Origin of the sequence: Lentzea rhizosphaerae (genome assembly GCF_042649515.1) — a bacterium.
In the GTDB taxonomy this organism is placed as follows: Bacteria; Actinomycetota; Actinomycetes; order Mycobacteriales; family Pseudonocardiaceae; genus Lentzea; species Lentzea aerocolonigenes.
In genome coordinates, this window is the sequence record NZ_JBHRZI010000015.1 from 260840 (window position 1) to 287752 (window position 26913).

The following is a 26913-nucleotide window of genomic DNA, read 5'->3' on the forward strand; positions in this document are numbered from 1 at the left end:
GATGGGGTCCCGTTCCGCGCCGTCGAGGAACACCGAACCCGAGTGGTTCACCTCGGCGACGCCGTGGATCGCGGCGCTGGCCGTGCTGTGCGCGTCGACCGCGCTCTCCGGCGTGATCGAGGGCGACCTGTGGCTCGTGCGCATCGGCGTGGTGATCGTCGCGATCACCGTGACCGGCGCGTTCCTGCGGGCGACCAGGCTGACCCCGCCGCTCGTCGCCGTCGCCCAGGTCTTCGTGCTTTTGTGCCTGCTCACGGCGTTGCACACACGGTCGGGCATCTTCCTGTTCATCCCCGGCCCCGACGCGTTGGGCGAGCTCGGCGACGTGCTCGCGGAGTCCGTCGCGCAGGTGCAGACCGGGGTCCCGCCGGTGCACGCGACACCGGCGATCCAGGCACTCGTGGTGCTGGCGATCGGCCTGGTCGCGGTGCTGGTGGACACGCTGGCCGTGGCGGCGGCGGCCCCGGCGGCGTCCGGGCTCGTGCTGCTGTGCGTGTTCGCGGTGCCCGCGTCACTGGCCGACGAGATGCTGCCGTTCTGGACGTTCATCCTGGGCGCCGCGGCGTTCGCGCTGCTGCTCGCCGTCGACGGCCAGCACCGGCACGAGGCGTGGCGGGGCAGGCTCGGGTCGGGGTCGGCGAGCGGGTCCGGCGGTTCCGCGACCACGGTGGCGAGCATCGCGATGGTGATCGCGTTGATCGTCGGTGCGGGCTTCACGATCGTCGGCACGGTCGGCAGGCTGCCGGGCGGTGGCTCGGGTGGCGGCGGCAAGGGCGGCATCGGCCTGAGCGAGATGACGTCGTTGCGCGGCATGCTCAACCGCGGCAGGACGGCCGAGGTCTTCTACGTCCGCGGCCTGCCGGAGCAGACGTACATGCGGGCGTCCACGCTGGCCAGGTACGTGCCGAACAAGGGCTGGGAACGCGGCAGCGACCCCGGTGGCCAGCCCGCGCGCGGCGAGCTGCCGTTGCAGCCGGGTGACCGCGGCGAGGGCAAGACCACGCGGATCAACATCGAGCCGCGCGACTGGAAGAGCTTCTGGCTGCCGACCTACGGCTCCGTGCGCCGCATCGAGACCCCGGACGACGACTACCGCTTCGACACGAAGAAGGGCGTGATCTTCACGCAGCGGGAGCGCGAGCCGGAGGCCTACGAGCTCGACACGGTGCTGTCGACGCCGACCAAGCAGGCACTGCGGATGGCGTCCGGGCCGAAGAACCTGGTCGACCAGGAGTACTACAAGTACGAAGGCGTCGAGCAGGAGGTGATCGACCTCTCGAACAAGATCGTGGAGGGCGCCACCAACGACTTCGACAAGGCCGCCAAGCTCAGCGAGTTCTTCAACTCGCCCCTCAGCGACTTCAAGTACGACCTCAAGACCCAGGGCGACGTCACCAAGGACGCGCTGACGGACTTCGTGACGCGCGGCAAGGTCGGCTACTGCGAGCAGTTCGCCTCCGCGATGGCCGTGATGGCCCGCGTGGTGGGCCTGCCGTCCCGCGTGGCGATCGGCTTCACCGCGGGCGTCGCGGCCGCCGACAACTCCTACCGCGTGATCAGCACGGACGACGCGCACGCGTGGGTCGAGATCTTCTTCCCGAACCACGGCTGGATGACCTTCGACCCGACCCCGATCTCCGACGGCCGTGGCGTCGTGCCGCCGTACCTGCGCGACACCCCGCAGGGCGGCGACGAGGTGCCGACCGCGGAGACGAAGACCGAGACCGTGACGTCGTCCGTGAACGGCTCGACCCAGGCGTCCGCGTCGCCCGACGGCACCGACCAGGGCCAGGCGCTGCCGGACGCCGGAAGCACCGGGCCGCAGCCGTGGCACCTGTGGGCGCTGGGCGTGGTGCTGGTGCTGGCGTTCCTCGTGACGCTGTTCCTGGTGCTCGGGCTGCTCGGCGTGATCAGTGCAGGCCTGATCGGCGTCTCGTGGGCGCGCAAGCTGCTGATACCGGCCGCGGCCGGGTTGTGGCTCGTCGGAGTCGGCCTGGCGGCGGCGTTGATCTCGTGGTGGCTCGCGGTCGTGCTGGTGGTGGCGGGAGTCGTCCTGACGCCTCTGCTCGTGCGGGGCGTACGCAGGCACAACCGCCTGCACACGGTGGCGGCCCTCGGTCCTGGCGCGTCCTCGGCGGCCTGGAGCGAGCTCATGGCGGAGTCGATCGACCGCGGCGCACCCGTGCCCGCCGCCGAGACGATCAGGGCAGCCGCTCGCCGGTTGGCGCGTGAGCACAACCTGGACGACGCGGGCAAGGACGGCCTGCGCGTGGTCGTCGGGGCGATCGAACGGTCCTGGTACAGCGCGAACCCGGTCGCGGACCCGTCGCTGCCCGGTGCGCTGGCGGCCGTGCGACAGTCGTTGCGACAGAACGCTCCGTTGTCGCTGCGGGCGAGGATGTTCCCCAAGTCGGTGCTGAAGCCGGCGCCCGCGCCGGTGGCCGAGACGCAGGAACGCGAGCCGGTACCGGTCTAGCGCCTGTATCGAGGTAGAGCGGCTCAGGCCTACCGGACATATTTTTCGGCGCGAAAAGCACGTTCGGGCCATCTATCGGCCCGAACGTGCTTTTCGCGCCAAACAGCAAGGGCTCGGTGCGGACTTCGATACAGGCGCTAGCTGACGCAAAGCGATGGGCCCGCTCCCTCTCGGGGGCGGGCCCATCGCTTTGCCGTCTGAAGGTCTTACTGCTCCTCGTCGAAACGACGACGGAAGCGCTCCTCCATCCGTTCGGAGAACGAGCTGCGGCTGCGCGTCGGCTTGCCGTCCTCCTGCGCGCCCTCGGCCACCTGGTCACCGCGACGCAATGTCGTCAGGGTGATGAGCACACCGAAGAACATGAGCAGGAAGCCGAAGACGCTCACCACGGGAATGCTGGCGATCGCGAGCTGCGGCAGCATCACGCCGGTGATGAGCGCGGCCACGCCGACCACGAACAACACGATGCCTTGCACGCGGCGCCGCTTGGACGGCCGTCGCAGCTTGGCGCCTCGTACGGTGGATGCGAACTTCGGGTCTTCGGCGTAGAGCGCGCGCTCGATCTGGTCGAGCAGTCGCTGCTCGTGCTCGGAGAGTGGCATCGTTCCTCCTCCGGCACAGCGGTCGCGGGCGCCGGGTGTTCTCGGTTTCCGCCGAACCCGGCGGACGGCCCACCCTGGGGACGTCACCCTCCAGGATACGATCCGCGCGCCCCGGCGACTACCCAGTGGGCCTTCTCATACGGTCGGTTCTGTCACCATCATCCTCCTGGGGCAGTGGTGAGGCTGTCGTGAGGCCTCCACACGGCCCTTAGGAGCGGGTGTTCACGCCTGGTCCGGCCAGGTGATTCCCCTCCGGCACGGCGCGGCGTCCCGATCTAGGGTCTTGCCGACGCCCCTTCGGCGGGGGTGCGACAGAGCGTGACATCTGCGCGTCGGACGTCTCAGTTCGATCGTGAGGAGGACGCGAGGGCGGACCGGAGCCCGCCCTCGCATCCCGATCAACCCGCGATCTTGTAGGCCCGGATGATCGTCACCTCACCGGTGTTGCCCGCCGCGTCCGTGGTCTTGGCGCGCAGCGAGGCGAACTTCGCGCCCTTCGGGTGCTGCACGACCGCGTTGCCGCCGGCCACCCGCACCTGCTTCCACGTGGCGCCGTCGTCGAACGACACCTCGACGGTCGTGCGCCTGACCTTCGGCGTGTTCTGCGCCTGCTCGACCTTCAGCGGGATGACCAGCACACGGCCGTGCGCGGTGTCCTTGTCGTCGAGCCTGGGCAGGAAGCGGACCACCGTGAGCGGCAGGTGCGTGATGTCGGTGGTGTGCTTGGCTTTGAACGTCCAGGCACCGCTCACCTTCGTCGACAGCTCCGCCGTCCGGCTGTGCTCCATCTCGGCGCGGTACGAACCCTCCGCCGCGGGCACGTCGAAGATCGCGCTCGGCCGGTCCGACTCACCGACCTTGGTGCCGTTGTAGGACAACGACGTCTTCGCCGTTCCGCCGTAGGCCCTGCCCGCGCCGCCGTTGGCGTCGGTGAACAGCGGGACCCTGACGGCGATCTGGTCCTCGAGCCGGGCGAGGCCGAAGCTGGGCGCGGCCGGCACCGACGGACCCATGACCGCGCCGCCGAACGTCTGCGAGAACTTCTTGCCCGCCTTGAAGGAACGGACCGGGGTCTCCGTCGAGTACTCGCTGTTGCCGTCCGCGGCGACCCGTTCGTAGAGCCAGATCCACTTGCCGGTCGCGGTGCTGACGAGATCGATGCCTCGCCCGCCCTCGGGGATCGGGGTGAACCAGCCGAAGCCGCCGCTGCCGTCGTCCGGGTTCGGCAGCACGGCGACGAGGTGCTTGCGGCCCTCACCGGCGGAGCGGAAACCAGTCGTCATCTGGGCGAGTTCGCTCGCCTTCGCCGTGTGCTCGAAGCCGGTCGGCATGCCCTTCTGCGAGTACATCAGGCGATAGCTGACGGGTGTCTTCTCGTCCCGGGGCGTGCCCTGGAACTGCTCCGCGACGGTCGTCACGAAGTCCGGCGGCGCCGATCCGATCTGGGCGGTGGAGACGTGGCCGGCCATGCCGTCGAAGAACGCCCAGCCGTGGCCGAACACCGTGCCCGCCACCTGCGTGCTGTACCCGATCGTGCCGATGATCCCCTTGGCCGCGGCGTCCGGGGTCTTGAGCGCGACGGGCTTGGCGGTGCGCGCGTCGATCGTCGTGGAGGTCTTGCCGGTCACCTGGAACTTCGGCTGCACCATGAACGAGACCTTGAAGTCCGGAGTGACGACGCTGCTGTCCACGAGGTACTCGCCCTTGGGCAACCGGATGTTCTTGGACGTCCCCTGGTACGCCTTGCCGGTGCTGGTGTTGACGAACACCGTCGCGTGGTCGTCCGCCGGGTTGCCGTCGGCACCGATCACCGAGACGCCGACGTCGTAGCTCTCGACCTCTCGGTTGACGCTGACGAGCGTGCGCAGGCCGTTCGACGCGACGATCACACCGCTGTAGGCGCCGTCGGGCGCGTTCACCTTGGTGTCAGCCGTGATCGTCGCTTTGGCCTCGCCTCCGGCCGGGACCGTGATCTTCGCCGGGGACACCGCGACCAGACCGGCGGGCGAGGGCTTGCCGTCCGGTCCCTTGACGTCCGCGGTCAGGTCGAGCGTCAGGGGTTCCTTGCCGCCGTTGCGGTAGGTGACCTCGCGGACGACCTTCTGGTCGTCGTCGTGCGGCCACTGCTGCACGCCGAAGTTGATGTTGCTGGGCTCCGAGACCACCTGCTGCACCAGCATCTTCGGCACGTCCACGCGACCGGTGCCCTGGTCGAACGGCGTCAACGCAGTATTGGCCTTCGCCGACGCCATCACGGTCGCCTTGAGCCGCTCACCGGTCCAGTCCGGGTGCTGCTGCTTGAGCAGCGCGACGACACCCGCGACGTGCGGCGTCGCCATCGACGTGCCGGACATGGCGACGTGTCCCTGCGTACCGGCTTCGGCCGCCACGATGTCGACACCGGGCGCGGTGACGTCCGGCTTGACCGCGCCGTCCGCAGCCGGGCCGCGGCTGGAGAACGGTGCGATGGCGTCGTTGCGGTCCACCGCACCCACGGTCAGCGCGGACTCGGCGCTGCCGGGCGACCCGATCGTCTCCGGACGGCCCGAGTTGCCCGCCGCGATCACGAACAGCGCACCGGTCTCGCGCGAGATCCGGTTGACCGCCTCCTCGAGCGGGTCGATGTCCGGGGTGTCGCCGCCGCCCAGGCTCATGTTGACGACCTGCGCACCCTGCTCGGCCGCCCACTGCATGCCGCCGAGGATCGCCGACTCGGTGCACCCGCCCGGCCGGCAGACCTTGGCGTCGAGAATCCCGGCGTCCGGCGCGACACCGCGGTACTTCTCGCCCTTGCCGGCGATCGTCGACGCGACGTGCGTGCCGTGCCCGACCTCGTCGGTGGTGTCCGGCGAGTCCGTGAAGTTCTTCTCGGCGATCTGCTTGCCCTGCAGGTCCGGGTGCTTCTCGTCGACACCGGTGTCGATCACGGCAACCTTCACGCCCTGGCCGGTCACGCCCGCCTGCCACGCTTCCGGTGCACCGATCTGCTTGGTGCTGCGGTCGAGCGTCACCTTGCGGACGCCGTCGAGCCACACCTTCTCGACCGCGCCGCCGCGCAGCGACTCCCAGGCGCTGCCCGACTTCGCGACCGCGCCGGTCACCAGGCCGGCCACGGATCCCTTGGCGTCGAACGCGGTGATGCCCGATCGTGCGCCCGCCGCCGGCCGCACGATCACAGGCACGGTGTCGCGCCGTGCGTCGTCATAGCCGAACTCGGCCAGCGACGTCACGTCGAACAACCGCGGGTCGAGCTTTCCGTTGCCCACCAACGGCAACGCGTCCAACGGAACCACGTGCTGGTGTCCGTCGCGCGTGAACGTGCGCACGGGGAGCTTCTCCCTGCCCGGTCCCGGTACGTATCGCACGACGCGGTTGCCCGCCAGCTGCACCCGGTCGCCGGTGATCAGCGTGACGCTGTGGTCGCGCTCTCCCGAGGCAGGCGCCTCCGCGTGTGCGACCGCCGCCGTCCCCGTTGCCGCGGTGACGAGGCCTGCCGACAGTGCGAGCGCGGTGATCCCCCGACGGGCACCTCGCTGTCCTGTTCTCACTGGTTACCTCCACTGCTCGATGAGGTGTTTCCTCAGTGACCGTAGGGACACCGAGCGTCACCTCACCTCCCTCTGAAGGCCGGTGGTCCCGGCACGGATGTCATCCCGCAGAGGTACGAGGACTGGCCGATCGACTGGTTGACACACCCACGGCGCGTTCGTGCCCGCCGCCTTTCGGGATTGAGTCGTGACCGTCCATCGTGCACACTGCGTGCTGCTGCCGTCTGCGCGGCACTGGGGGCTTGGGGGAAGGTCGCTCTACTCATGCGTGTTTCATTTCGTGCTGCCATCGCGGTCACACTGCTGGTCGGTTTCTACGTGCTCGCCTTCGGGTTGATCGGTGGGCTGCTCGCACTGGAGACCTACGCCCTGATCAACAGGCCGTTCGTGGGCCTGAAGCTGGCGCTGTTCGTCGTGCCGGTGGTGTTCGCGCTGGGCAAGGGCCTGGTGTCGCTGGAACGCCGCGCGCAGGAGGAGGTGCCCGGCACCCTCGTCACGCCCGCGGAGCAGCCGGCGCTGTGGGACCTCGTCCGCCGCCTGGCCGCAGACGTCGGCACCCGACCGCCGGACGAGATCCGGATCCTCGCCGCGGTGAACGCCGGTGTCGCCGAGGACACCCGCTTCCTGGGCCTGCGCGTGGTGAAGCGCAGGATGTTCATCGGTGCTCCCCTGCTCACCTCCTTGACCGAGAAGCAACTCATCGCCGTGCTCGCGCACGAGCTCGGGCACTACGCCAACAAGGACACCCGCCTGGCCGGCGTCGTGGTCTCCGGCCGCGACGCGATGCTGCGCGCCGGTTCCCACATGGACGTCGAGCACTGGTTCCAGCGCATGATCGCGAAGCTGTTCCGCGGCTACGCCAAGCTCTACCTCCGCGTCTCCCAGGCGATCAGCAGGCGCCAGGAGTTCGCCGCCGACCGCTTCTCGGCCTCCCTCGCCGGCTCGTCCGCCGCCGCGTCCGCACTGCGCGAACTGCCGGTGATCGACGCCGCGTGGGACCTCTTCACCAACCGCCACCTGACCGTCGCGTGGGAGCTCGGCTACCTCCCCACGACGTTCTTCGACGGCTTCGCCCGCCTGCGCACCGCACCGGAGCTCCACGAGAAACTCGAGGAGATCCGCCAGAACCCGTCCGACCCCGACCGCGGCCCGTACGACTCCCACCCGCCGCTGCAGAACCGCATCACCGCCATCGAGGCCATGGCCCTGGAACCGGAGTCGGGCTGGGGCGACCGCCCCGCACTGGAACTGCTGGCCGACCCGATGCCGCTGCTCGACGCCGCCGTGCTGAACTCGCTGGTGTCCGACGCGGCCGCGAAGGAACGCGTCGACTGGGCCACCCTCGGCCACATCGGCGCCCGTGCCCGCGTGGTGCACGGCACCGAACGTCTCCTGCAGACCTCAGCCGCCGCGATGAACCAGCCGCCCTCCCTCACCACGGTCCTCGACGCCCTGGACGCGGGCCGCCTGGCCGACCTCGGCTCGTTCGAACCGGGCAACCGCGCAGCCGGCGCCCGAGCCCGCCGCGAAATGGCCCGAGGCGAAGTCCTGCCCGAGCTCTCCGCGTTGGTGGCACTGGCCTTCTCCGACGCCGGCCTCGCCCACTGGGAGCTCGACTGGCTGGGACGAACCACGTTCGTCACCTCCTCCACCGACTTCGACATGGCCGAACACCTGGACGCCGCCGTGTCCGGCAGCACCGAGGCCCTGCGCGACGCGCTGGCCGCAGCCGGCGTGGCCCCCGACTACCGCCCCGCGCGCTGAAAGCTCCTGGAGAAACCCCGTGGTCCTCTCACTCCTGTTCAAGCCGAAGGAACTCATCACCGTCATCCGCCTGATGCGCGAGGCCAAGCGCCTGGGCGTCGAGATCGAAGACCTCCCCACCGACGTGGTCGCCGCCCACGTCCTGCCGAAGACCCACCCGGAGCGCTATGGCCTGGTCCCCGACGCCGAGGTGACGTCCACCTCCCCGATCGAGGACCTGGCCCTGTCGGCCGTGAAGGACGACGTCCGAGCCGGCAACTGGGAGAACGCCGCCGACCTGGTGACCGCCACGCTCGGCGACTGGGACCGCCGCCAGCGAGTGGTGTGGGCCCTCGCCGACCTGGCCGCCAAGGACGACACGTGGATGGCTGCCTGGCAAGCCGCCCGCCCACGCGACCCGCACTGGCTCGTGGTGCACGCGATGTCGCTCGTGTCCCTGGCCTGGGACATCCGCGGCAGCGCGAGCGCCTCCGAAACGACCCGCGAACAGTTCGAGGGCTTCCACCGCGTCCTGTTCGAGGCCCGCGAGGCCGCAACGGTGGCCGCCTCCGTCCTGCCCGACGACCCGACGCCGTTGAACACCTTGCTCACCCTCGCCCGCGGCCTGCAGGTGGAGCACGAGGAGTTCCGCGCGATCTGGTCCGAGCTGACGGCACGCGACCCGTTGCACCACAACGGACACATGCAGGCCCTGCAGTACTGGTGCCGCAAGTGGCACGGCTCCGACGAGCTGGCGCTGGAGTTCGCTCTGGAGGCCGCGGCCAAGTCGCCGAAGTTGCTGGCGCTGCCGTTGCAGGCCGCCTACGAGAGCACCGGCTCCGATGCGTGGAAGTTGCCCGCTGTTGTGGCTTCCCTGGATGCGTTGCTGTCTCGGCTGGCTGATGAGGGGGCCGACACGTATGCGCTGCGGAATGACCGGGGGTATGCGGCTTTCGGGTTGATCCAGCTGGAGCGGTTCGAGGAAGCGGTGGGGCAGTTCCGAGCTTTGGGGGCGTTGGCTGATGCCGGGCCTTGGGACTACTTCGAGGAGCCTCGGATCACGTTCTTGAGCATGCGGGGGATTGCGGTCAAGGCTGCGGCCAAGGGGAAAGGGGTCAGGGCTTCGGCTCGGTAGGGCTGGGGCGGCTCCTTTCGGTTTGGGCGGGCTCGTGGTGGTGCAGCGGGCCCGTGGGCGATGGTGGTGCCGCGGGCTCGCGGGTCGCGGTGGTGCCGCGGGCTCGCGGGTCGCGGTGGTGCCGCGGGCTCGCGGGTCGCGGTGGTGCCGCGGGCTGTGGGCGGTGACGCCGCGGGCTGGTGGGCCGTAGGCGCGGGCTGATGGCGGTGGGTTAGTGGGCGGCCTCGGGTCGGTAGGTGGCGATCGCACGCCGGTGGGGATGGCCACACGCCGTGGGGTGGCAGCAATGGGGCCAGTTGGTGGCAGCCACGCGGTAGGTCACGCTTGCCGCAGGCGCGAAGTGGTTGCAGCGAACCACCGCACAGCGGTCGCCGCCCCCCTGGGGCAGTCGCCACATAGCGGCACCGATGCCGGCGCTCCTACCCAGGCGGTGCTCGCGCCCGCACCCACGTGTCGGCGTCGGTGGGGCGATTGCGTTGGGGCGGCTCGGGTTTCGGCCGCTCCGCGCGCGGGGTGCCGGGGTGGGTTAGCCGGTTGGTAGGGGGACTCTGGTCGGTGGGACCGTTGGGTGGCGGCGTTCCATCACAGCCAGTTCCAGTTGGCGGGCTGGGGATTCGCCCAGCAGTTTGCGGGCCAGAGTGGTGCCCTTGCGTGGGGCCATGGCCAGTTCGGCTCGCAGGGCTTGTACGCCTACGTAGTGGGTTGCCTCTTCGAGGATGGCCTTCGTGTCGGCTATTGAGCGGGTGCGGCGGATGGCGTCTATCGCCGCTCGTTCCAGTGGGGCCACGTGGAAGCCTCTTCGGATTGCCGGTTTGGGGAGGCGGTCTGTTCGTTCCAGACGCAGGGTGGCGTGGCCCCAGGCTCTCGAGTGGCGTGGAGCCAGGACGTGGATCGCGTCTGCCGTGGGAAGGACGGATCTCATGCCGTGCAGGTAGAGGGCGTCGAAGGCGGTGAGCATCGAGCGCTCGCCGGCGTAGAAGAGGGCCGCCTGGACGAGTTGTTCGCGGGACGGGCCTGCCCTGGAGAGGAGGAAGATGCCTGGGAACAGACGCTGCCAGGGGCCGCCTGGGCGGGAGCGTTGGTCGATCAGGGACGGGGACAGTCCTATGTGGATGAGGGCTGCCACCGGGGCTACTCGGTGGACGAAGAGGGTGCCCAGGGCTTCCAGGTCGATGGGGTGGCGCATGGGTTCATGGTGCGCTTCGGCGGTGGGGGTGGAGCGTCGTGAGCCTGAAGTTGTGGATAAGTGCGGGGGTGTGGACAGGTTGCGATCACTCGGGCTTCGGTTCGGGCTCGGCTGTCCTTTCTGGACTGTCGCGCAGCAGTGAGGCCGGGCGGACGGCCAGTGAGCCGAAGCGGGAACGGGCCTGGTCAGCGGCTTGCTCGGCTTCTCGCCAGCCGCGTTCTGGGGCGTCGAAGATCAGTTGCTGGGCGGAGTCGGCGTTGTCAAGACCCTCTATTCGGACGCCGATCAGACGGACCGCGCCGGGCGGTACCTGGGTGTCCAGGAGTTCGACGGCGGTGCGGTAGACCTCCTGGGTCACGTCGGTCGGGACGGGCAGGGTCCGCGAGCGGGTGATCGTGGTGAAGTCCGAGAAGCGGACCTTGATGGAGATCGTTCGGCCGTGCAAACCCTTCGCGCGCAACGAACCTGCCGAGCGTTCCGACAGGCGCAACAGCTCGCGGCGCAGCACGGCGCGGTCGTAGTGGTCGACCTCGAACGTCTCCTCCGCGCCGATCGACTTCTCCCGCGACGTCGGCACCACGGCCCGGTCGTCGACGCCTGCGGCCAAAGCAAAAAGGTGCTCCGCCAGCGCCACGCCGATCATGCGGCGCAGGCGAGGAAGAGGGGTGGCGGCCACGTCGGCGACGGTTTCCAGGCCCAGTTCCTCAAGGCGCGCAGCGGTTTTCGCACCCACGCCCCACAGCGCGGACACCGGCAGCGGGTGCAGGAACTCCAGCGCAGAAGCAGCAGGCACGACCATCATGCCGTCGGGCTTGCACATGCCGGAGGCGAGCTTCGCGAGGAACTTCGTCGGTGCCACACCGACAGAACACGTCACGCCGTGGTCGGCGAACACGCGAGACCTGATCAGCTCCCCCACACCACCCGGCGTCATGCCCAGACGGCGAAGTGCGCCACCGACGTCCAGGAACGCCTCGTCCAGCGACAGCGGCTCGACCAGTGGCGTGATGTCGCGGAAGATTGCCATTACCCCGCGCGACACCTCCTGGTAGAGGTCGAACTGCGGCGGCAGGTACACGGCGTTGGGGATCAACCGCCGTGCGTGCGCGGTCGGCATAGCGGAACGCACACCGTATTCGCGTGCGAGGTAGTTCGCGGAACACACGACACCACGTCCGCTGACGCCTCCGACGACGACGGGCACAGAAGCGAGCTCGGGACGTTCGCGAATTTCCACCGACGCGTAGAAGGCGTCCATGTCGACGTGCAGCATGCGGCAACCTGTGTCATCAGGCCAAACGCCGTCACGAGCACGGAACCGGTCACGCAGGCCGCGTGGCAGGTTCGCACTGCGACCCATGAACACCCCTCTCGAACGTCAGTTCGAGCGAATCCTACAGTTTGTACACACGCGCTGCGTTCTCCGACGCCATGAGTCGTGCAATCCGGTGCGCGTCCTCCTCGAGAAACGCATCGCGTCGCAACCCATCGGCCAGAAAGTCCGACAACGCCTGCCGGAACAGCAACGCACCGAGGTAGTACAACTCAGGCAGACCGAACGCGTCGGAGGAGAACAAGAACTTGCCGTAGGGCACGATCTCCAACGCCTCGGCGAACACGCGCGACGCCTGATGCCCCAGCCCGTGCGTGGCCAGCCCCAGGTCGCAGAACACGTGCGGGAACACCTGCGCGAGATACCCGGCCTGCCGGTGGAACGGGTAGTTGTGCAACAACAGCACCGGCACGCCCAAGCCCGCCGTCGCGCGCAAGAACGGCGTCAACAACGACGGATCGCAACGGTGCAGATCGATGTCCGAGTCGCCGTAGCCCACGTGGAACTGCAACGGCAGCCCGGCGTCCATCGCCTCCCACACCAGCCACGAGATCATCACGGGGTCCTTCACCGGCCCCGAGGACATCGACCGCAACGCCTCGGCCTCACTCGGCCGCTCGCCGCTGATCACCAGCCCCGTCCGGTACGCCGCAACCGACTTCGCCCCCACCACGGACGGCGACCGCAGCCGCGAACGCAGCTCGTGGACGAACTCGGCCGCCGAAGCAGCCGCGGACAGCTCCTCCGCGAGGTGCTCCAGCCGCACGATCTCGTGCGAGTCGGCCCCGGCCAGCGACGCCAGCTCGCCGCCTGACAGCAACCGCTCGGGCTGGAACCCGCCGTCCACCAGGAACGTGTGGATCCCGGACGCCATCAGGAACGTCCGCGACACCTCGGTGATGTGCAGAGAGTTCCGCCGTTCGAGGTACGCCTCGGCGGACGCGTGCCGGGGCAGGTCCAGCAGCGGAGCACACCACCGCCGGACCGCGAATCCGATGGCCGAGTCGAAGAAGGACCCGCCCAACGGCGAGACGGCGTCAGCCTCCAACAACAGCGACTCGAACTCCTCACGCGTGCTGTCTGTGCGCAACACGCCGTGGCAGTGGTGATCTATCAGCCCGAGTTCGGCGACGAACGGCAAGATGCCCATAACCTTAGGATCGTGGACTCTGCGGAACGGGACCAGCGGTTCGACCGGGCGACGGAGCTCTTCGACGGGCTCAACGCCAGGGACGTGAGCGTCGTGGCGCTCACCTGGGTCGACAACAGCGGCATCACACGCACCAAGTCCGTACCACTGCGCAGACTGGCTCACGCAGCAGCACACGGCGTCGGCGCTTCACCCGTGTTCGACGTGTTCCTGTTCGACGACTGGATCATCCAGGGCCGGTTCGCCGGCGGACCGGTCGGCGACCTGCGGCTGCACCCCGACCTCGACCGCCTCACGGTGCTCGCGGGCCAGCCCGGCTGGGCCTGGGCACCCGCCGACCGCCACTTCCAGAGCGGCGTCCCGTACCCGATGGACCAGCGCCTCCAAGCGCGCAAAGCCGTCCAGAACCTCGCCGGCCAGGGCCTCACCGCCAAGGCGGGCTTCGAGATCGAGTGGTGCGTCGGCAAGACCGGCACCGACGACTGGGTCCCCGCGACGACCGGTTCCGCGTACGGCCACGCGCGCCAGGTCGAGCTGTCCGACTACTGCGTCGACCTCCTCAACGCGCTGGACCAGCAGGACGTCGAGGTGCTCCAGTTCCACCCCGAGTACGCGGCCGGCCAGTTCGAGATCTCCACCGCGCCCGAAGACCCGGTCGCAGCAGCAGACACCGCAGTACTGACCAAAGAGACCATTCGCGCCGTCACGATCCGGCACGGCATTCGCCCGTCGTTCTCCCCCAAGGTGATCAACGGCGGTGTCGGCAACGGTGGTCACCTGCACTTCAGCCTCTGGCGTGACGACACGAACCTCTTCGACGGCTTCCAGGACGAGGCGAAGCAGTTCAGCGCGGGCGTGCTCAACCACCTGCGCGCGTTGTGCGCCATCGGCTGCCCCTCTCTCGCGAGCTACCTCAGGCTCGTGCCGCACACGTGGTCAGCGCCGTTCGTGGCGTGGGGCGAGGAGAACCGCGAAACGGCCCTGCGCCTGATCCACGACAACCTCGAGATCAAGTGCTTCGACCTCACCGCGAACCCCTACCTCGTCGTCGCGGGCGTGATCGCGGCCGGCCTCGACGGCATCGCCACGCAGGCCACCCTCCCGGAGGGCCTCAACGTCGACCCGGCGCTGCTGGACGAGGTCCCGCGCCTGCCGACGTCGCTCAAGGAGGCCGTGGACGAGTTCGAGAAGGACGCCGTGCTCACCGAGGCGTTCGGCAAGGAGCTCGCGGGCACGATCGCCGACGTCCGGCGCGGTGAGATGGAGCGGTACAAGGACGCCAGCCCTCAGGGCATCGCCAACGTCACCCGCTGGCGCCACTGATCTCCTTGCGCAGCCTCGCCAACGCCCGGTGCTGAGCCACCCGCACCGCACCGGGTGTGGAGCCGACGGCCTCGGCCGTCTCCTCCGCCGACAACCCCACCACCACACGCAGCACAACGATCTCGCGCTGCTTCTCGGGCAACACGCGCAGAAGCGTCGCCATCTGGTCGGAGAGCTCTCCCTGCATCGCCATCTGCTCGGGGCCGGCCGCCGTGTCCATCGACTCCGGCAACTCCGGCACGGCCTCGGCGCGGTTGCGGGAGAAGCTGCGGAACGAGTCCGCGACCTTGTGCGCCGCGATGCCGTAGACGAACGCCAGGAACGGCCGGCCCTGGTCGCGGTACGACGGCAACGAGGTCAGCACCGCCAGGCACACGTCCTGTGCGACGTCATCCGCCGACGCGAACGACCCAACGCGCGCACGGCAGTACCTGACGACCAACGGCCGGATGGTGCCCAGCAGCCGTTCGATGGCAACGCGGTCACCGGCCACAGCGCGCGCAACGTGGTCGTCGGCGGCCTCTGGACGGCGGGAGTAGTACGACGGTGGGGGCGGATCGACTGGTCCTTGCTCAACGGTGGTCCGCTCGACCAACGCGTCGATGGTGCCCCTCGACGCGGAGACCGGACCACCGACAGAAGAGTGCCGCACGGCTTCCGCGGGAACCTTCCGATGCAGGCCAGGTGTGAACTCCACGCAGATCACCGCTCCTCTTCTGGAAGCCGGCGCACGGCGAGCCGCGCCCTCCGGATCCGTCCTTCGACCGCGCGCGGGGTGAGTCGCAACAGCTCGCCGATCTCCGCATGCGAATAGCCCTGGTCATGGAGGAAGAGCAACCGCTTGATGTCCTCGCTCAGCGCGGCGAACGCGGTGTTCGCCGCCTGCTGCTCGACGACCGCGTCCTCGGGGGTCCCCTCGGTCACGACGTGTTCGAGGGAGGCCCACGAGTCGACCAGCCGCACGTCCTGCCAGCCGTTCACCCGCGTCTGCCAGCGCCGGTAGACGTTCGGGAACGCCAGCACGCAGGCGTTGACGAAGTACTCGGTCAGCGGCTGCCCGTGCTCGACGGACCACTGCTTCCCGAGCAGACCCCGGTCGCGGAAGTAGACGAACCCCTCGAACACCGCGTCGCTGGCAAGCTCCTCGGCCTCCTGCGGCGAGATGTCCTGCTGGTGCAGGTAGCGACCGTGCCGCCCGCAGCGGGCGAACATCGCGCCCGACCTCACGAGCTTCGTAACGATGTCGAGTCCGTGTCCGAGAAGCTGGCGGTGGAACTGGTCCCAGCGCGGTCCGGTTAGCCCCGACTCGCGGAAGTGCTGCACCAGCACCCCGTCGACGCGCAGCCGCTCGGCGGCAAGCGCTGAGTCCGAACTTCCCATGCCCCCTGGTCCCTATGTCGGTGTCTTCCTGCAACTAGGTATGTCGTTTGGGTGCGTCCACCCCACGCCCCAGCCCCGACTAGTCGCGAAAGCAAACGAATGTCACCCGATCGGGACACTCAGGGCCGCGATTTCCTTCCGCAGACGCCCCAACGCCCGGTGCTGCGCAACCCGGACCGCGCCCGGTGTCGAACCGACGGCCTCGGCGGTCTCCTCGGCCGACAGACCCACCACCACGCGCAGCACGAGAATCTCGCGCTGCTTGGCGGGCAGAAGGCGCAGCAGCTCGCCCATGGTCCCGTTCAGCTCGTCCTGGAGGACGAACTCCTCCGGCCCACCACCGCGCACGGCCTGATCCGGCACATCGGCCGTCGGCTCCGCACGGTTACGAGCCATGGCCCGATGGGCGTCCGCGACCTTGTGCGCCGCGATGCCGTAGACGAACGCCAGGAAGGGCCTGCCCTGCTCCCGGTAGTTCGGCAGGGCCGTCAGCACGGCCAGACAGACGTCCTGCGCGACGTCGTCCGCGGTTGTCGCGGAACGTCCAACACGCGCGCGACAGTACTTCACCACCAGTGGCCGGAGATAGCGAAGCAGCTGGTCAATGGCCCTGCGCTCACCGTGCACGGCCAGGTTGACCAGTTCCGCGGATAAAGCCGTACTCTCCATCCGAAGTTCCCCTCGTCGACGTCCCGGAGAGGAGACGTGCGACACGTCACTCCTTATGCGGAAAGTAGGGAGAAACTTCAAACGTCACCCATTTGCAGCAACCATCAGCGGTTGGTAATAGGCGTGGAGTGACCACTCAACGTGACGTAGACCTGCACGTTCAGCCAATTCGGTGAGTTCGTGACGGGTAATCGCCCAATACCGTGCCTTGCCCACGACAACGCGCCACGAGTCGGCTTCGTGCAGCTGGAACATCTCCAATTCGTACTGATCGTTGTCCCAATGCCAGAGCTGGAACCACACGACTCGACCCGGACCGACTGATGGCGGCGTCGACAACGGCCGTTCGCGCCGAATCGTGTCGTAGTCGCGCGTCGAAATGATGAGCCGGCCACCAGGGCGCAGCACACGGCGCATCTCACGCAACGCCGCCAGCACATCATCAGAGGTCAACAGGTGCGGCAGTGCGTTGTCGGCAGCGAGCACGACGTCGAACGAGCCATCGGCGAACGGCAACGCACGCATGTCCGACGCCAACGCGCGCAACGCGACGCCTCGCGCAGAAGCCTCCACAACGGCCCGTACCGCCGCCTTGGGACTCAGATCAGCGCCCACGACCTCATAGCCGCGCAACGCCAGACCGATCGCCTGCGTACCGATGCCACACGCACAGTCCAGAACGCGCGCGCCCGTCGGAATGAACTCCGCGAGCTGCGACGCCTGCCGGGCCATCGACGCGTCCCAGTCCGGGAACATCAGGTCGTACGTCCCCGCCAGACCGTCGTAGAAGGCACCGGTCAAATCAGCTCCTCGACCCCCACGGACGACCGCAGCTTCGCCAGCGCGCGGTGCTGGGCCACCCGCACGGCGCCCGGCGTCGAGCCGATCGCCTCGGCGGTCTCCTCCGCCGACAGACCCACCACGACCCGCAGCAGCAAGATCTCGCGCTGCTTGTCCGGCAGCCCCCGCAGCATCTGGCCCAGCCTCACCGAGAGCGACCCGAGCAGCGCGTTCTCCTCCGGGTCGACTGTCAGCGACGGCCCGTCCGGCACCTCCGCGACGGGCTCGGACCGGTTGCGCGCCGAGACCCGGTGCGCGTCCGCGACCTTGTGCGCGGCGATGCCGTACACGAACGCGAGGAACGGCCGGCCCTGCTCACGGTAGGTCGGCAACGCTGTCAGCACCGCCAGGCAGACCTCCTGCGCCACGTCGTCCGCAGACGCGTACGCACGCTCGTTGCGGCCAACGCGCGCACGGCAGTACCGCGACACGAGTGGCCGAACGGTCGCGAGCAGCCGTTCGACGGCACGTCGATCACCCGCAACGGCCTCCGTGACCAAAGAGGCCAGCAGGTCGGAACTCTCCATGGCGTCGGTCCCCCACGTCGGCAGCGGAACTTCACATCTTTCGCCGCAAAGTCGTTTGGGACCACTCATCCGGGACATAAAAGTCCCTGATGCAAACGCTTCAGGCGGTACGACGGGCCAGCACGTGCAGCCGGGCAGCGACATCGCGGAGCGGAGACCGCGTGGCGGCGGCCAGTTCCAGCTCGGCGAGTGCGTCGGCGGCACCCGGATTCGCGTCCAGCACCACGCCGGGCACGAGATCCGAAACAATGCCATGACCTTGCAGGAGCTCAACGGAAAGCCCTGCCTCCAGGACCAGCTTCTCAAGCCCTGGAACGTCGAACCTACGTTGCAACGGATCACGCGTGCCCGCAAGTTGGCCCGCGTCGTCGTCCAGGAGCCTGCGCGCGTCCACGATCCGGCCCGCGATCGCGCGGTGCAGGATCGCCGCGAACCGGTTCGCGACCAGCACCGACACCGCGCCACCAGGGGTCACCGCGGCGGCCAGCGCGGACAGCGCCGCGGGTGCGTCGTCGACGACCTCCAGCAGGCCGTGCGCGAGCACCAGATCGGCCTCACCAGCGGGAACACCCAGCGAGTCGGTGTCTCCCTGGACCGCGTTGATCGTCACGCCGGCCTCGCGCGCACGGGTGTTCAGCGTGGCCAGTGCGTTCGGCGACGGCTCCACGACCGTGACCGCGCACCCCGCCGCAGCGAGAGGCACGGCCCAGACGCCGCTACCGCCACCAACGTCGAGCACGCGCGGTGGTTCGCCGCCCCTGCGCTCGCGCGCGGCGGCCAGTTCGGCGTCGAGCACCCTGTGTACGGCGTCCGGTCGCATGGCACACAGAGTAGGAGACCCTAGAGTAGGTCTGTGCATACGGTGTCCGTGCTCAGCCTCAAGGGAGGCGTCGGCAAGACGACGGTGGTGCTCGGCCTCGCCTCAGCCGCTCTCCGCCGTGGCGTCCGCACGCTGGTGATCGATCTCGATCCGCAGTGCAACGCCACGTCGACGCTGGAGCCCGAGGAGTCCAAGGCGAGCATCTACGACGTCCTGCAGGACCCGTCCGAGGAGAACCTGGAACAGGCGATCCGCCCGAGCAGGTGGGGCGACGGCATCGACGTGCTGTCCGGGTCCGAGGACGCCGAGCTGCTCAACCACCCCGACCCGAACGAGTCGCGGCTGCACCGGCTGAAAGACGCGTTGCGCACGTTGCGGGACATGTACGACGAGTTCCCGTACCACCTCGTGCTGCTCGACTGCCCGCCGTCGCTGGGCCAGCTGACCCGCTCCGCGCTGGTCGCGGCCGACCGGGCGCTGCTGGTCACCGAGCCGACGATGTTCGCGGTGGCGGGCGTGCAGCGGGCGTTCGAGGCGGTGCAGAACGAGCGCGAGCAGAACAACGCCGACCTCCAGCCGTTGGGTGTCGTCGTGAACCGTGTGCGCCCACGCTCGCATGAGCACCAGTTCCGCATCGAGGAGCTACGGGACATCTTCGGCCCGTTGGTGATGCCCGTGGCGTTGCCGGACCGTCTGGCCGTGCAGCAGGCACAGGGCGCGTGCATGCCGATCCACGAGTGGGGCACGCCGGGCGCACGCGAGGTGGCACTGGCGTTCAACCTGCTGCTCGCCCGCATCCAGCGCATCTCGCGGAGCAGACGCCGGGCCGTGCACCACGACTTCGACGACGACGAGATCCAAGAGGCGGTGGATGCCTGAGGGCGACACCGTCTTCCTGGCCGGCCACCGAATGCACGAGGCGCTGGCCGGGAAGACGCTGCGGCGCGGGGAACTGCGCCACCCCCGGCTGTCCACACTGGACCTCAAGGGCCTGGACGTGCTCGGCGTCCGGACCTACGGCAAGCGCATGTTCACCCGCTTCTCCGACGGCAACAGCCTGCACAGCCACTTCCGGATGGACGGAGCGTGGCACCTCTACCGCCCCGGCGAGCGCTGGCGCCGCCCCGCGCACCAGGCGCGTGCGGTGTTCGAGGTCGACGACCGGCAGGCCATCGGATTCGCGTTGCACGACATGGAGTTCATTCCGACCTCTCGGGAAGATGAACTCATCTCACATCTTGGGCCCGACCTGCTGTCCCCCGAGTTCGACGCGGCCGAGGCCGTCGCACGGCTGACCGCCGATCCCGCACGGCCCGTGGGGATCGCTTTGTTGGACCAGCGGGTCATGGCCGGCGTCGGCAATCTCTACCGCGCGGAAGTTTGCTTCCTGTTGCGCGTTCACCCGGCGGCACCGGTGTCATCTGTGGATGCCGCACGAGCCGTTGCGTTGTCCCGCAAGCTCTTGCAGGCCAACCAGTGGCGTCCCGAGCAGATCACGACCGGTGACCGGCGCGTCCAGCACTACGTTTTCGAGCGGACCGGCAAACCCTGTTTGCGTTGCGGCACAAGAGTCCGATCGGGCGAGATCGACGGCAGGTTCGTGTACTTCTGCCCAAAATGCCAATCCGGTTGAACCGAGACGCGCTCCTGGCCGTGTGCCCCAATATGGCGGTAAATCTGGATGCGCTGCGCCCCGGCTTCACCGACGACCCCTACGCGGTGCTCAAGAGCCTGCGCGACGCAGGCCCGGTGCACCGGGTCGAGACCCTCGGCGTGCCGATGTGGCTCGTGACCCGCTACCCCGACGTGCGCGCCGCGTTGGACAACCCGCTGCTGTCCTCCCACGGCTCCGCGCTCGCCGAACCCCTGCGCGGCCATCCGCACTTCGCGTCGTGGTGGTTCGGTGACCTGTCGGACCACATGATGAACAGCGACGGCCCCGACCACACCCGCCTGCGACGCGCGGTGTCGAGCGAGCTCACGCCACGACGCATCGCCGGGCTGCGCCCCCGCGTCGAGCAGCTCGCGGCCTCGCTGACCGACGCGTTCGCCGACTCGGGGCAGTGCGACCTGATCGCCGACTTCGCGGCGCCGCTGCCGATCACCGTGATCATGGAACTGCTCGGCGTACCCGCCGTCGACCAGGAGAACTTCCGCTACTGGGCCGACGTCGTGACCGGACTGGCCGACGGTGACGCGACCTCGGCCCGCGAGGAGACCTCCGGCTACCTGGGCGACCTGGTGGCGCACAAGCGGACGTCCGGCGACGACGACCTGATCGGGGCGCTGGCGAGGGCCACCGGCGAGGCCGCGCTGAGCGACTCCGAGCTCGCCTCGCTCGCGTTCCTGCTGCTCGTGGCCGGGTACACGACCGCCGTCGACCTGGTCGGCAACGGCGCGCTGGCGTTGCTGCGCCACCCGGAACAGCTCGAGCTGCTGCAACGCTCGTCGTCGCTGCTGCCCGGCGCCATCGAGGAATTCCTGCGCTTCGACGGCCCGACCTCGCACCTGGTGCGGTTCGCCGCACAGCCGCTCACGATCGGCGGCGTGCAGATCCCGGCCGGTGACGTCGTGCTGCTCTCGCTGGCTTCCGCCGAACACGACAGCGCGCGCTACCCGCGGGCCGACCAGCTCAACATCGAACGGGCGGACCGCCAGCACCTGGCGTTCGGGCACGGCATCCACTTCTGCCTCGGCGCGCCGCTCGCCCGCCTGGAGGGCGAGGTGGCGTTCCGGACCCTGCTCGGCCGGTGCGCGGGGCTGACGCTCGACGCCTCGCAGCCGCTGGGGTGGCGGGTGTCGCTGGGCAGCAGGGGCCTGAGGTCGCTGCCGGTGACGTTCCGGACCAAGCCCGCCATGCCGCTCGACGAGCAGATGACCGTGAAGGTCCAGAAGCCGATGTAACGCTGTTCGGAGAAGTCGGCAATCATTGGCGTGAGTCAGCCGATGACAGCCCCACGACATCCACCACCACCGCCTCTTACCCGCGCAGCGCGCGCGTTCGAGGAGATCTACGAGTCCGAGTTCGACGTGGTCACGTCGTACTTCGCGCGGCGCACCGCGGACCCGCAGACGGCCGCGGACCTCACCGCGGACACGTTCGTCGCCGCCATCACCTCGTTCGCCACGTTCGACCCCTCGCGAGGCACCGCCCGCGGCTGGGTTCTGGGCATCGCCCGGCGGGTGTTCGCGCAGCACTGCGAGGCCGTCACACGCGGCCGGGACGTGGTCGCGCGCATTCACGGCCGCCGTTCACTCGACACCGACGAGATCGCCGACCTGGTCACGCGCATCGACGCGGAACGGGAAGGCCGTGAGCTCATCGCGGCGATGGCGGCTCTGAGCCCGACCGACCGCGAGGTCGTCGAGCTCGTCGACCTGGTCGGCATGACACCGAAGGACGCGGCGAAGGTGCTGGGCATGTCGTCCGGCGCGCTGCGGATCAAGCTCTTCCGGGTGCGCGGCAAGGTCCGTGCCCTGGCCACGCGAGGGGGACAGCGATGACGACGTTCAAGGACAACCTGCTCAACGACCTGATGCGTGAGCACGGGCAGACGGTGGAGGAAGCGCCGGAGCGGCACACGAGGTCCGCACGGCCGTTGCTCGTGGCGGCGGGGGCACTCGCGATCGCGGGTACGGCCACCGTGGCGATCACGACGAGCGGGAACACCCCGGAGGCATACGCAGTCACCAAGAACGCCGACGGCAGCGTCACGCTGACCATCAAGGACATCAAAGGCATCGACCCGGCGAACGCCAAGCTGCGCGAGTACGGGATCGGCGCGAAAGCCGTGCCGATGTCGCGTGACTGCGCTCCTCTCGACGAGAGCAAGATGGACCTCCTCGGCGACTACAAGCTGCCGCGCCACGAAGAGGACGGGTCGGTCACGATGAGGCCTGGTGACGTCCCGCCCGGGTACACGATCCTGCTGGGCATCTCGAACATGCCGAACCGCGGTACCGGACTGAGCTACACCGGTCCGCACCGCGACCCGGCGCCGGACTGCCTGGCCGAGGTCGGGAACTGAGGGCCGCGCGCCCACCCTGAACTGGCGTTATAGGGTGGGCGCGTGGTTTACAAGCAGGTGGTTCGCAGGGCGTTGTTCGGAATGCACGGCGGCGACGCGGAGCGGGTCCACGAGACCACGCTCAACGTCATGGCGCGGTTGAGCCCGCTGGCGAAGTTCGCCCGCAACCAGAACAACCCGCGCACCGTCTTCGGCGTCCGGTTCCCCAACCCCGTCGGGCTCGCGGCCGGGCTGGACAAGGACGGCCGCGCGCTGCCGGCGTGGGCCGCGCTGGGCTTCGGGTTCGTCGAGGTCGGCACCGTCACGTGGCACGCGCAGCCGGGCAACCCCAAGCCGCGGCTGTTCCGCCTGCGCGAGGACGAGGCGATCATCAACCGGATGGGCTTCAACAACGCGGGTGCGCAGGCCCTCGCGGCGAAGCTCGACCGGACGCCGTTGAAGGCACCGCTCGGCATCAGCCTCGGCAAGTCCAAGATCACTCCGGTCGGGGACGCCGTGCAGGACTACCTGAACTCGCTCAACGCCCTGAAAAACCACGGCGACTACTACGCGATCAACGTCAGTTCGCCCAACACGCCAGGCCTGCGCAGCCTCCAGGACAAGGGCGCGCTCACCGAACTGGTTCAGGCGCTGACGCGGGCCACGACCAAGCCGATGCTGGTCAAGATCGCGCCCGACCTCACCGAGGACGCCATCGCCGAGGTCATCCAGGTGTGCGTGGACAACGGCATCAAGGGCCTCATCGCCACGAACACCACCCTCAGCCGTGAGGGCCTCAGGAGCCCGTACAGGGACGAGACGGGCGGTCTCAGCGGCAAGCCCCTCACCCAGCGCGCGAACGACGTGGTTCGGTTCATCACCAAGAACAGCGACCTGCCGGTGATCGGGGTCGGTGGCATCGCGACCGCGGACGACGCCAGGCGCATGATCGACGCTGGCGCGAGCCTGGTGCAGATCTACACCGGGTTCATCTACGAGGGCCCCGGACTGGTGTCGAGGATCAACCGGGCGTTGAAGGACGCCTAGCCGCCCGCAGCCAGCGCATCACCGGGTGCAGGATCACGACCAGCAGCGACCCCCACACCATCCCGCCCATCTGCAGGTCGCCGATCTCGATCGTGAGGTCACCGACGCCCGCGACCAGCGCCGCGCCGCCGACCATGGCGTTCGCCGGGTTGGCCAGGTCGACTCCGCGGTCCATCCAGATGCGCACGCCGATGAGCACGATCAGGCCGTAGAGCACCAACGTGCAGCCGCCCAGCACACCGGGTGGAATGGTGCCGAACAGCGCGATGGCCTTCGGGGAGAACGCCAGTGCCGCGGCGAACACACCGGCGAACGCGAACGCCGCCGTCGTGTAGACGCGGGTCACGGCCATGACGCCGATGTTCTCGGAGTACGTCGTCGTCCCGACACCACCGCCGAGGCCGGACAGGGCTGTCGACAGGCCGTTCGCGATGATCGCGTCGCCCGCGCTGCCGTCGAGGTTGCGGCCCGTGAGCGCCGCGACCGCCTTCACGTGTCCGACGACCTCGGCCACCAGCACGATCACCACGGGCAGCATCAGCAGCACCACCGACGGCCGGAGCTCCGGCTGGTACAGCGTCGGCAGGCCGACCCACGCGGCGTCCCGCAGCGCCTCGAGCTTGTCCGAGGACACCGCGCCGAACGCGAGACCACCTGCCCAGACCGCGACGAAGCCCAGCAGGACCGAGAACCGGAAGACCAGGCCGCGACCCAGCACCCCGGCCAGCAGGATCAGCACGGTCGTGATGGCGGCCAGCAACGGCTGCTTCTCGAAGTTCGAGGTGGCCTGGTTCGCGAGGTTCAGGCCGATGATGATCACGACGGCACCGGTGACGACCGGTGGCATGACCGACTCCAGCAGCCGCACGCCGAGCGCCTTGACCGCGATGCCGACGACGATCACGAGCAGACCGGCGGCGACGACACCGCCGAGCTGGGCCGCGATGCCCTGTTCCCGAGCGGCCACCAGCGGCGCCACGAAGGCGAAGGACGAGCCCAGGTAGCTCGGCACGCGGTTCTTGGTGATCACCAGGAACAGCAGCGTGCCCAGGCCCGAGAACAGCAGCGTGGTGGCGACGGGGAGGCCGGTGGCGGTGGGCACGAGCACCGTCGCCCCGAACATGGCGACGAGGTGCTGCACTCCGAACCCGATCGTGAGCGGCCAGCTCACCCGCTCCTGCGGTGCGACGGTTTCACTGTCGGTGATCCGACCGTCCCCGTGCACGGTCCACAACGCCAACGCACTGCCTCCCGGCAATTCAGCCGGACTTCCCGCAGACCGGCCCCGGAATCCTGCCACGCCATGTAGTGGCTACGGCTAGATAACGGTCTGATAATCACACGATCGCCGTAAAGATCCCAGGGAGAACCGCCGAATAGGCGGACACAACTACACAGCGTCACCGTTAATACGCTGAATAGCCTGACACGTCTCGCATGGCTGACGCCAGGCCTGCCAGGTGGTCGGTCGCATCGTCCAGCACCGCGCGCGGATCCTGGAACTGCGTGCTCGCCGCGAGCGCCTTGCCCGCTTCCGCCACCAACGCACAGTAGCGGTCGACGCCGTCCGCCAGTTGGATCCTGAGCACCCGAACGCCCTCGACCAACGGCGCGCGTTCCAGGTGCGGTGCCGTGTCACGAGCGCGCTCCACGGCCTGGAGCTGCCCGGACACCGCGCGGATCGCCGTGGCGGCCTCCTGGGCGGTCTGGCGGGCGTGCTGGACGGACTCCGTCGGCATCGACGTCAACGCGGGCGAGTCGAGCTGACGCAGCAGCTCGTTCATCGCGTCCTCGGCGCTGTGCAGCTTCTCCATCGGTACGCGCGCGGCGGAGATGTGCGCGGGCAGCGGCGGCCGGGGCGGTGGCGGCGGGGACAGCGCCAGGCGTTGCTTGGCCGCACTCAGCTCGCGCAGCTTGAACCCGCTGCGCACGGCGAGCAGACCGGGCACGGCCGCGCCGATCGTGCCGCCGACCGCGGCCCACGTGCCGAGCACGCCGGTGAAGCCGAACACGGCCAGCGTGCCGAAGATCGTGATCAGCGCGAGCCAGAACGTGAGCACGGCGTTGGTGCGTTTGCGCTTGCGTTCGAGCTTGGCGCGGGGGTCGTTCCACTTCTGCAGGCGGTACCGCGCCTGCTCGGCCAGCGGGTGGCCCTGGAGCGACGCACCCAACTCGTTGACGACCTTGCGGACGATCTCGTTGTTGGGACGGTTTCTCCAGGGCTCCATGATCACCTGCTGACTCCTCCTGACCCGCTCAGTGCTGAGCCGGCGGGACCTGCTGCTGCGTGGTCTTCTGCTCCTGCTGGACGCGCTGCGCGATCTCGGCCTGGATCTGCGCGGCGGCGCTGTTGCCCGCGGTCACCTGCGGCGGCGTGTTCGCCTGACCGCCGTGCATGGACGCGCGGATCTGCTCCAGCCGCGACGACCCGGCGAGCTGCGTGGTCGAGGCCTGGACCTCGAGCATGCGGCCCTGCACCGAGTTCTGGGCGAGCTCGGCGGACCCGATCGCGGTCGCGTAGCGCTTCTCGATCTTGTCGCGGACCTCTTCCAGCGACGGCACGTTGCCGGGTGCGGCGAGCTCGCTCATCTGGGTCAGCGACGCGGAGACCTGCTCCTGCATCTTCGCCTGCTCCAGCTGGCTGAGGAGCTTCGTGCGCTCGGCCAGCTTCTGCTGCAGCATCATCGAGTTGCGCTCGACGGCCTGCTTGGCCTGTGCGGCGGCCTGCAGCGACTGGTCGTGCAGCGTCTTGAGGTCCTCGATGCCCTGCTCGGCGGTGACGAGCTGGGTGGCGAAGCCCTGTGCGGCGTTCTCGAACTGCTGCGCCTTCTGCTCGTCGCCCTTGGAGCGCGCCTCGTCGGCCAGCACCAGGGCCTGACGGGCGGACGCCTGCAGCTTCTCGACGTCGCCGAGCTGCCGGTTCAGCTTCATCTCCAGCTGACGCTGGTTGCCGATCACGGCCGCGGCCTGCTGAGAGAGCGCCTGGTGCTGACGCTGCGCCTCCTCGATGGCCTGCTGGATCTGCACCTTCGGGTCAGCGTGCTCGTCGATCTTGGACGAGAACGATGCCATCAGGTACTTCCAGAACTTCACGAACGGACTGGCCATCTCCTACGCCTGCCTTCTC

General features: G+C 69.1%; 24 protein-coding genes. 10 read left to right on the top strand and 14 right to left on the bottom strand.

Annotated elements, in window-relative coordinates:
* The first annotated feature begins 1 nt into the window (after window position 1).
* Window positions 2-2476: a transglutaminase family protein gene (locus tag ACFOWZ_RS18120; protein WP_382373903.1), complete on the top strand. Its 2475-nt coding sequence runs from the start codon at window positions 2-4 to the stop codon at window positions 2474-2476.
* Window positions 2477-2682: 206 nt separating this feature from the next.
* Here the strand turns inward: ACFOWZ_RS18120 and ACFOWZ_RS18125 are convergent, their stop codons facing one another.
* Both ACFOWZ_RS18125 and ACFOWZ_RS18130 read right to left on the bottom strand, forming a co-directional pair.
* Window positions 2683-3078: a DUF3040 domain-containing protein gene (locus ACFOWZ_RS18125; RefSeq protein WP_030471828.1), complete on the bottom strand. Its 396-nt coding sequence runs from the start codon at window positions 3076-3078 to the stop codon at window positions 2683-2685.
* Between the two features lie 398 nt (window positions 3079-3476).
* Window positions 3477-6626 carry a S8 family peptidase gene (locus ACFOWZ_RS18130; protein ID WP_382373906.1) on the bottom strand — a complete coding sequence of 1050 codons (3150 nt, stop codon included), beginning with the start codon at window positions 6624-6626 and terminating at the stop codon, window positions 3477-3479.
* Window positions 6627-6890: 264 nt separating this feature from the next.
* On the opposite strand from ACFOWZ_RS18130, the gene ACFOWZ_RS18135 reads away from it, so the two are divergent.
* Both ACFOWZ_RS18135 and ACFOWZ_RS18140 read left to right on the top strand, forming a co-directional pair.
* Window positions 6891-8390 (top strand): M48 family metalloprotease, encoded by a 1500-nt coding sequence (locus tag ACFOWZ_RS18135; protein ID WP_382373908.1) that lies wholly within the window; start codon window positions 6891-6893, stop codon window positions 8388-8390.
* A 19-nt stretch (window positions 8391-8409) separates the two neighbouring features.
* Window positions 8410-9504 carry a DUF4034 domain-containing protein gene (locus ACFOWZ_RS18140; protein ID WP_382373910.1) on the top strand — a complete coding sequence of 365 codons (1095 nt, stop codon included), beginning with the start codon at window positions 8410-8412 and terminating at the stop codon, window positions 9502-9504.
* 526 nt (window positions 9505-10030) lie between these two features.
* On the opposite strand, the gene ACFOWZ_RS18145 is transcribed toward ACFOWZ_RS18140, so the two are convergent.
* The 3 genes from ACFOWZ_RS18145 to ACFOWZ_RS18155 form a co-directional block, all read right to left on the bottom strand.
* A complete protein-coding gene (locus tag ACFOWZ_RS18145) occupies window positions 10031-10690 on the bottom strand; it encodes a hypothetical protein (RefSeq protein ID WP_382373912.1) in 660 nt (219 codons plus the stop codon).
* Window positions 10691-10775: 85 nt separating this feature from the next.
* Window positions 10776-12050 (bottom strand): DNA polymerase IV, encoded by a 1275-nt coding sequence (locus tag ACFOWZ_RS18150; RefSeq protein WP_382373914.1) that lies wholly within the window; start codon window positions 12048-12050, stop codon window positions 10776-10778.
* Between the two features lie 34 nt (window positions 12051-12084).
* Window positions 12085-13173 (bottom strand): amidohydrolase family protein, encoded by a 1089-nt coding sequence (locus ACFOWZ_RS18155; protein ID WP_382373916.1) that lies wholly within the window; start codon window positions 13171-13173, stop codon window positions 12085-12087.
* A 12-nt stretch (window positions 13174-13185) separates the two neighbouring features.
* On the opposite strand from ACFOWZ_RS18155, the gene ACFOWZ_RS18160 reads away from it, so the two are divergent.
* Entirely contained in the window at window positions 13186-14496 is a 1311-nt protein-coding gene (locus ACFOWZ_RS18160) for a glutamine synthetase (RefSeq protein ID WP_382373918.1), read from the top strand.
* Here ACFOWZ_RS18160 and ACFOWZ_RS18165 read toward each other — a convergent pair.
* The 6 genes from ACFOWZ_RS18165 to ACFOWZ_RS18190 form a co-directional block, all read right to left on the bottom strand.
* Entirely contained in the window at window positions 14477-14989 is a 513-nt protein-coding gene (locus tag ACFOWZ_RS18165; protein WP_382375076.1) for a sigma-70 family RNA polymerase sigma factor, read from the bottom strand. The two genes, ACFOWZ_RS18160 and ACFOWZ_RS18165, sit on opposite strands and share 20 nt — an antisense overlap.
* Before the next feature lie 209 nt (window positions 14990-15198).
* Complete coding sequence (locus ACFOWZ_RS18170; protein WP_382373920.1) at window positions 15199-15876, bottom strand: RNA polymerase sigma factor; 678 nt, start codon at window positions 15874-15876, stop codon at window positions 15199-15201.
* 102 nt (window positions 15877-15978) lie between these two features.
* Window positions 15979-16545: a sigma-70 family RNA polymerase sigma factor gene (locus ACFOWZ_RS18175; protein WP_382373922.1), complete on the bottom strand. Its 567-nt coding sequence runs from the start codon at window positions 16543-16545 to the stop codon at window positions 15979-15981.
* Between the two features lie 84 nt (window positions 16546-16629).
* Complete coding sequence (locus ACFOWZ_RS18180) at window positions 16630-17346, bottom strand: class I SAM-dependent methyltransferase (RefSeq protein ID WP_382373924.1); 717 nt, start codon at window positions 17344-17346, stop codon at window positions 16630-16632.
* A complete protein-coding gene (locus ACFOWZ_RS18185; RefSeq protein WP_382373926.1) occupies window positions 17343-17912 on the bottom strand; it encodes a sigma-70 family RNA polymerase sigma factor in 570 nt (189 codons plus the stop codon). The genes ACFOWZ_RS18180 and ACFOWZ_RS18185 overlap by 4 nt, the downstream gene beginning before the upstream one ends.
* A 100-nt stretch (window positions 17913-18012) precedes the next feature.
* Window positions 18013-18732: a class I SAM-dependent methyltransferase gene (locus ACFOWZ_RS18190; RefSeq protein ID WP_382373928.1), complete on the bottom strand. Its 720-nt coding sequence runs from the start codon at window positions 18730-18732 to the stop codon at window positions 18013-18015.
* 33 nt (window positions 18733-18765) lie between these two features.
* Between ACFOWZ_RS18190 and ACFOWZ_RS18195 the strand changes: the two genes are divergently transcribed.
* Genes ACFOWZ_RS18195 through ACFOWZ_RS18220 form a run of 6 tightly spaced genes read left to right on the top strand, consistent with a single transcriptional unit; the run spans window position 18766 to window position 23786 of the window.
* Complete coding sequence (locus ACFOWZ_RS18195) at window positions 18766-19611, top strand: ParA family protein (RefSeq protein WP_382373930.1); 846 nt, start codon at window positions 18766-18768, stop codon at window positions 19609-19611.
* Entirely contained in the window at window positions 19604-20365 is a 762-nt protein-coding gene (locus ACFOWZ_RS18200) for an Fpg/Nei family DNA glycosylase (RefSeq protein WP_382373932.1), read from the top strand. The genes ACFOWZ_RS18195 and ACFOWZ_RS18200 overlap by 8 nt, the downstream gene beginning before the upstream one ends.
* Window positions 20366-20397: 32 nt before the next feature.
* On the top strand, window positions 20398-21636 hold the full coding sequence (locus ACFOWZ_RS18205) for a cytochrome P450 family protein (protein ID WP_382373934.1): 1239 nt from the start codon (window positions 20398-20400) through the stop codon (window positions 21634-21636).
* A 42-nt stretch (window positions 21637-21678) separates the two neighbouring features.
* Complete coding sequence (locus tag ACFOWZ_RS18210) at window positions 21679-22236, top strand: RNA polymerase sigma factor (RefSeq protein WP_382373936.1); 558 nt, start codon at window positions 21679-21681, stop codon at window positions 22234-22236.
* Window positions 22233-22760, top strand: coding sequence for a hypothetical protein (locus ACFOWZ_RS18215; RefSeq protein ID WP_382373937.1), 528 nt, complete (start codon window positions 22233-22235; stop codon window positions 22758-22760). Before ACFOWZ_RS18210 ends, ACFOWZ_RS18215 begins: the two co-directional genes overlap by 4 nt.
* 42 nt (window positions 22761-22802) lie before the next feature.
* Window positions 22803-23786, top strand: coding sequence for a quinone-dependent dihydroorotate dehydrogenase (locus tag ACFOWZ_RS18220; RefSeq protein WP_382373939.1), 984 nt, complete (start codon window positions 22803-22805; stop codon window positions 23784-23786).
* Here ACFOWZ_RS18220 and ACFOWZ_RS18225 read toward each other — a convergent pair.
* The 3 genes from ACFOWZ_RS18225 to ACFOWZ_RS18235 all read right to left on the bottom strand — a co-directional run bounded on the left by ACFOWZ_RS18225 (window position 23761) and on the right by ACFOWZ_RS18235 (window position 26894).
* Window positions 23761-25011: a uracil-xanthine permease family protein gene (locus ACFOWZ_RS18225; protein ID WP_382373941.1), complete on the bottom strand. Its 1251-nt coding sequence runs from the start codon at window positions 25009-25011 to the stop codon at window positions 23761-23763. The two genes, ACFOWZ_RS18220 and ACFOWZ_RS18225, sit on opposite strands and share 26 nt — an antisense overlap.
* Before the next feature lie 181 nt (window positions 25012-25192).
* Window positions 25193-26014 (bottom strand): phage shock envelope stress response protein PspM, encoded by an 822-nt coding sequence (gene pspM, locus ACFOWZ_RS18230; protein ID WP_382373943.1) that lies wholly within the window; start codon window positions 26012-26014, stop codon window positions 25193-25195.
* Window positions 26015-26042: 28 nt separating this feature from the next.
* A complete protein-coding gene (locus tag ACFOWZ_RS18235) occupies window positions 26043-26894 on the bottom strand; it encodes a PspA/IM30 family protein (protein WP_053734427.1) in 852 nt (283 codons plus the stop codon).
* Window positions 26895-26913: the final 19 nt, after the last annotated feature.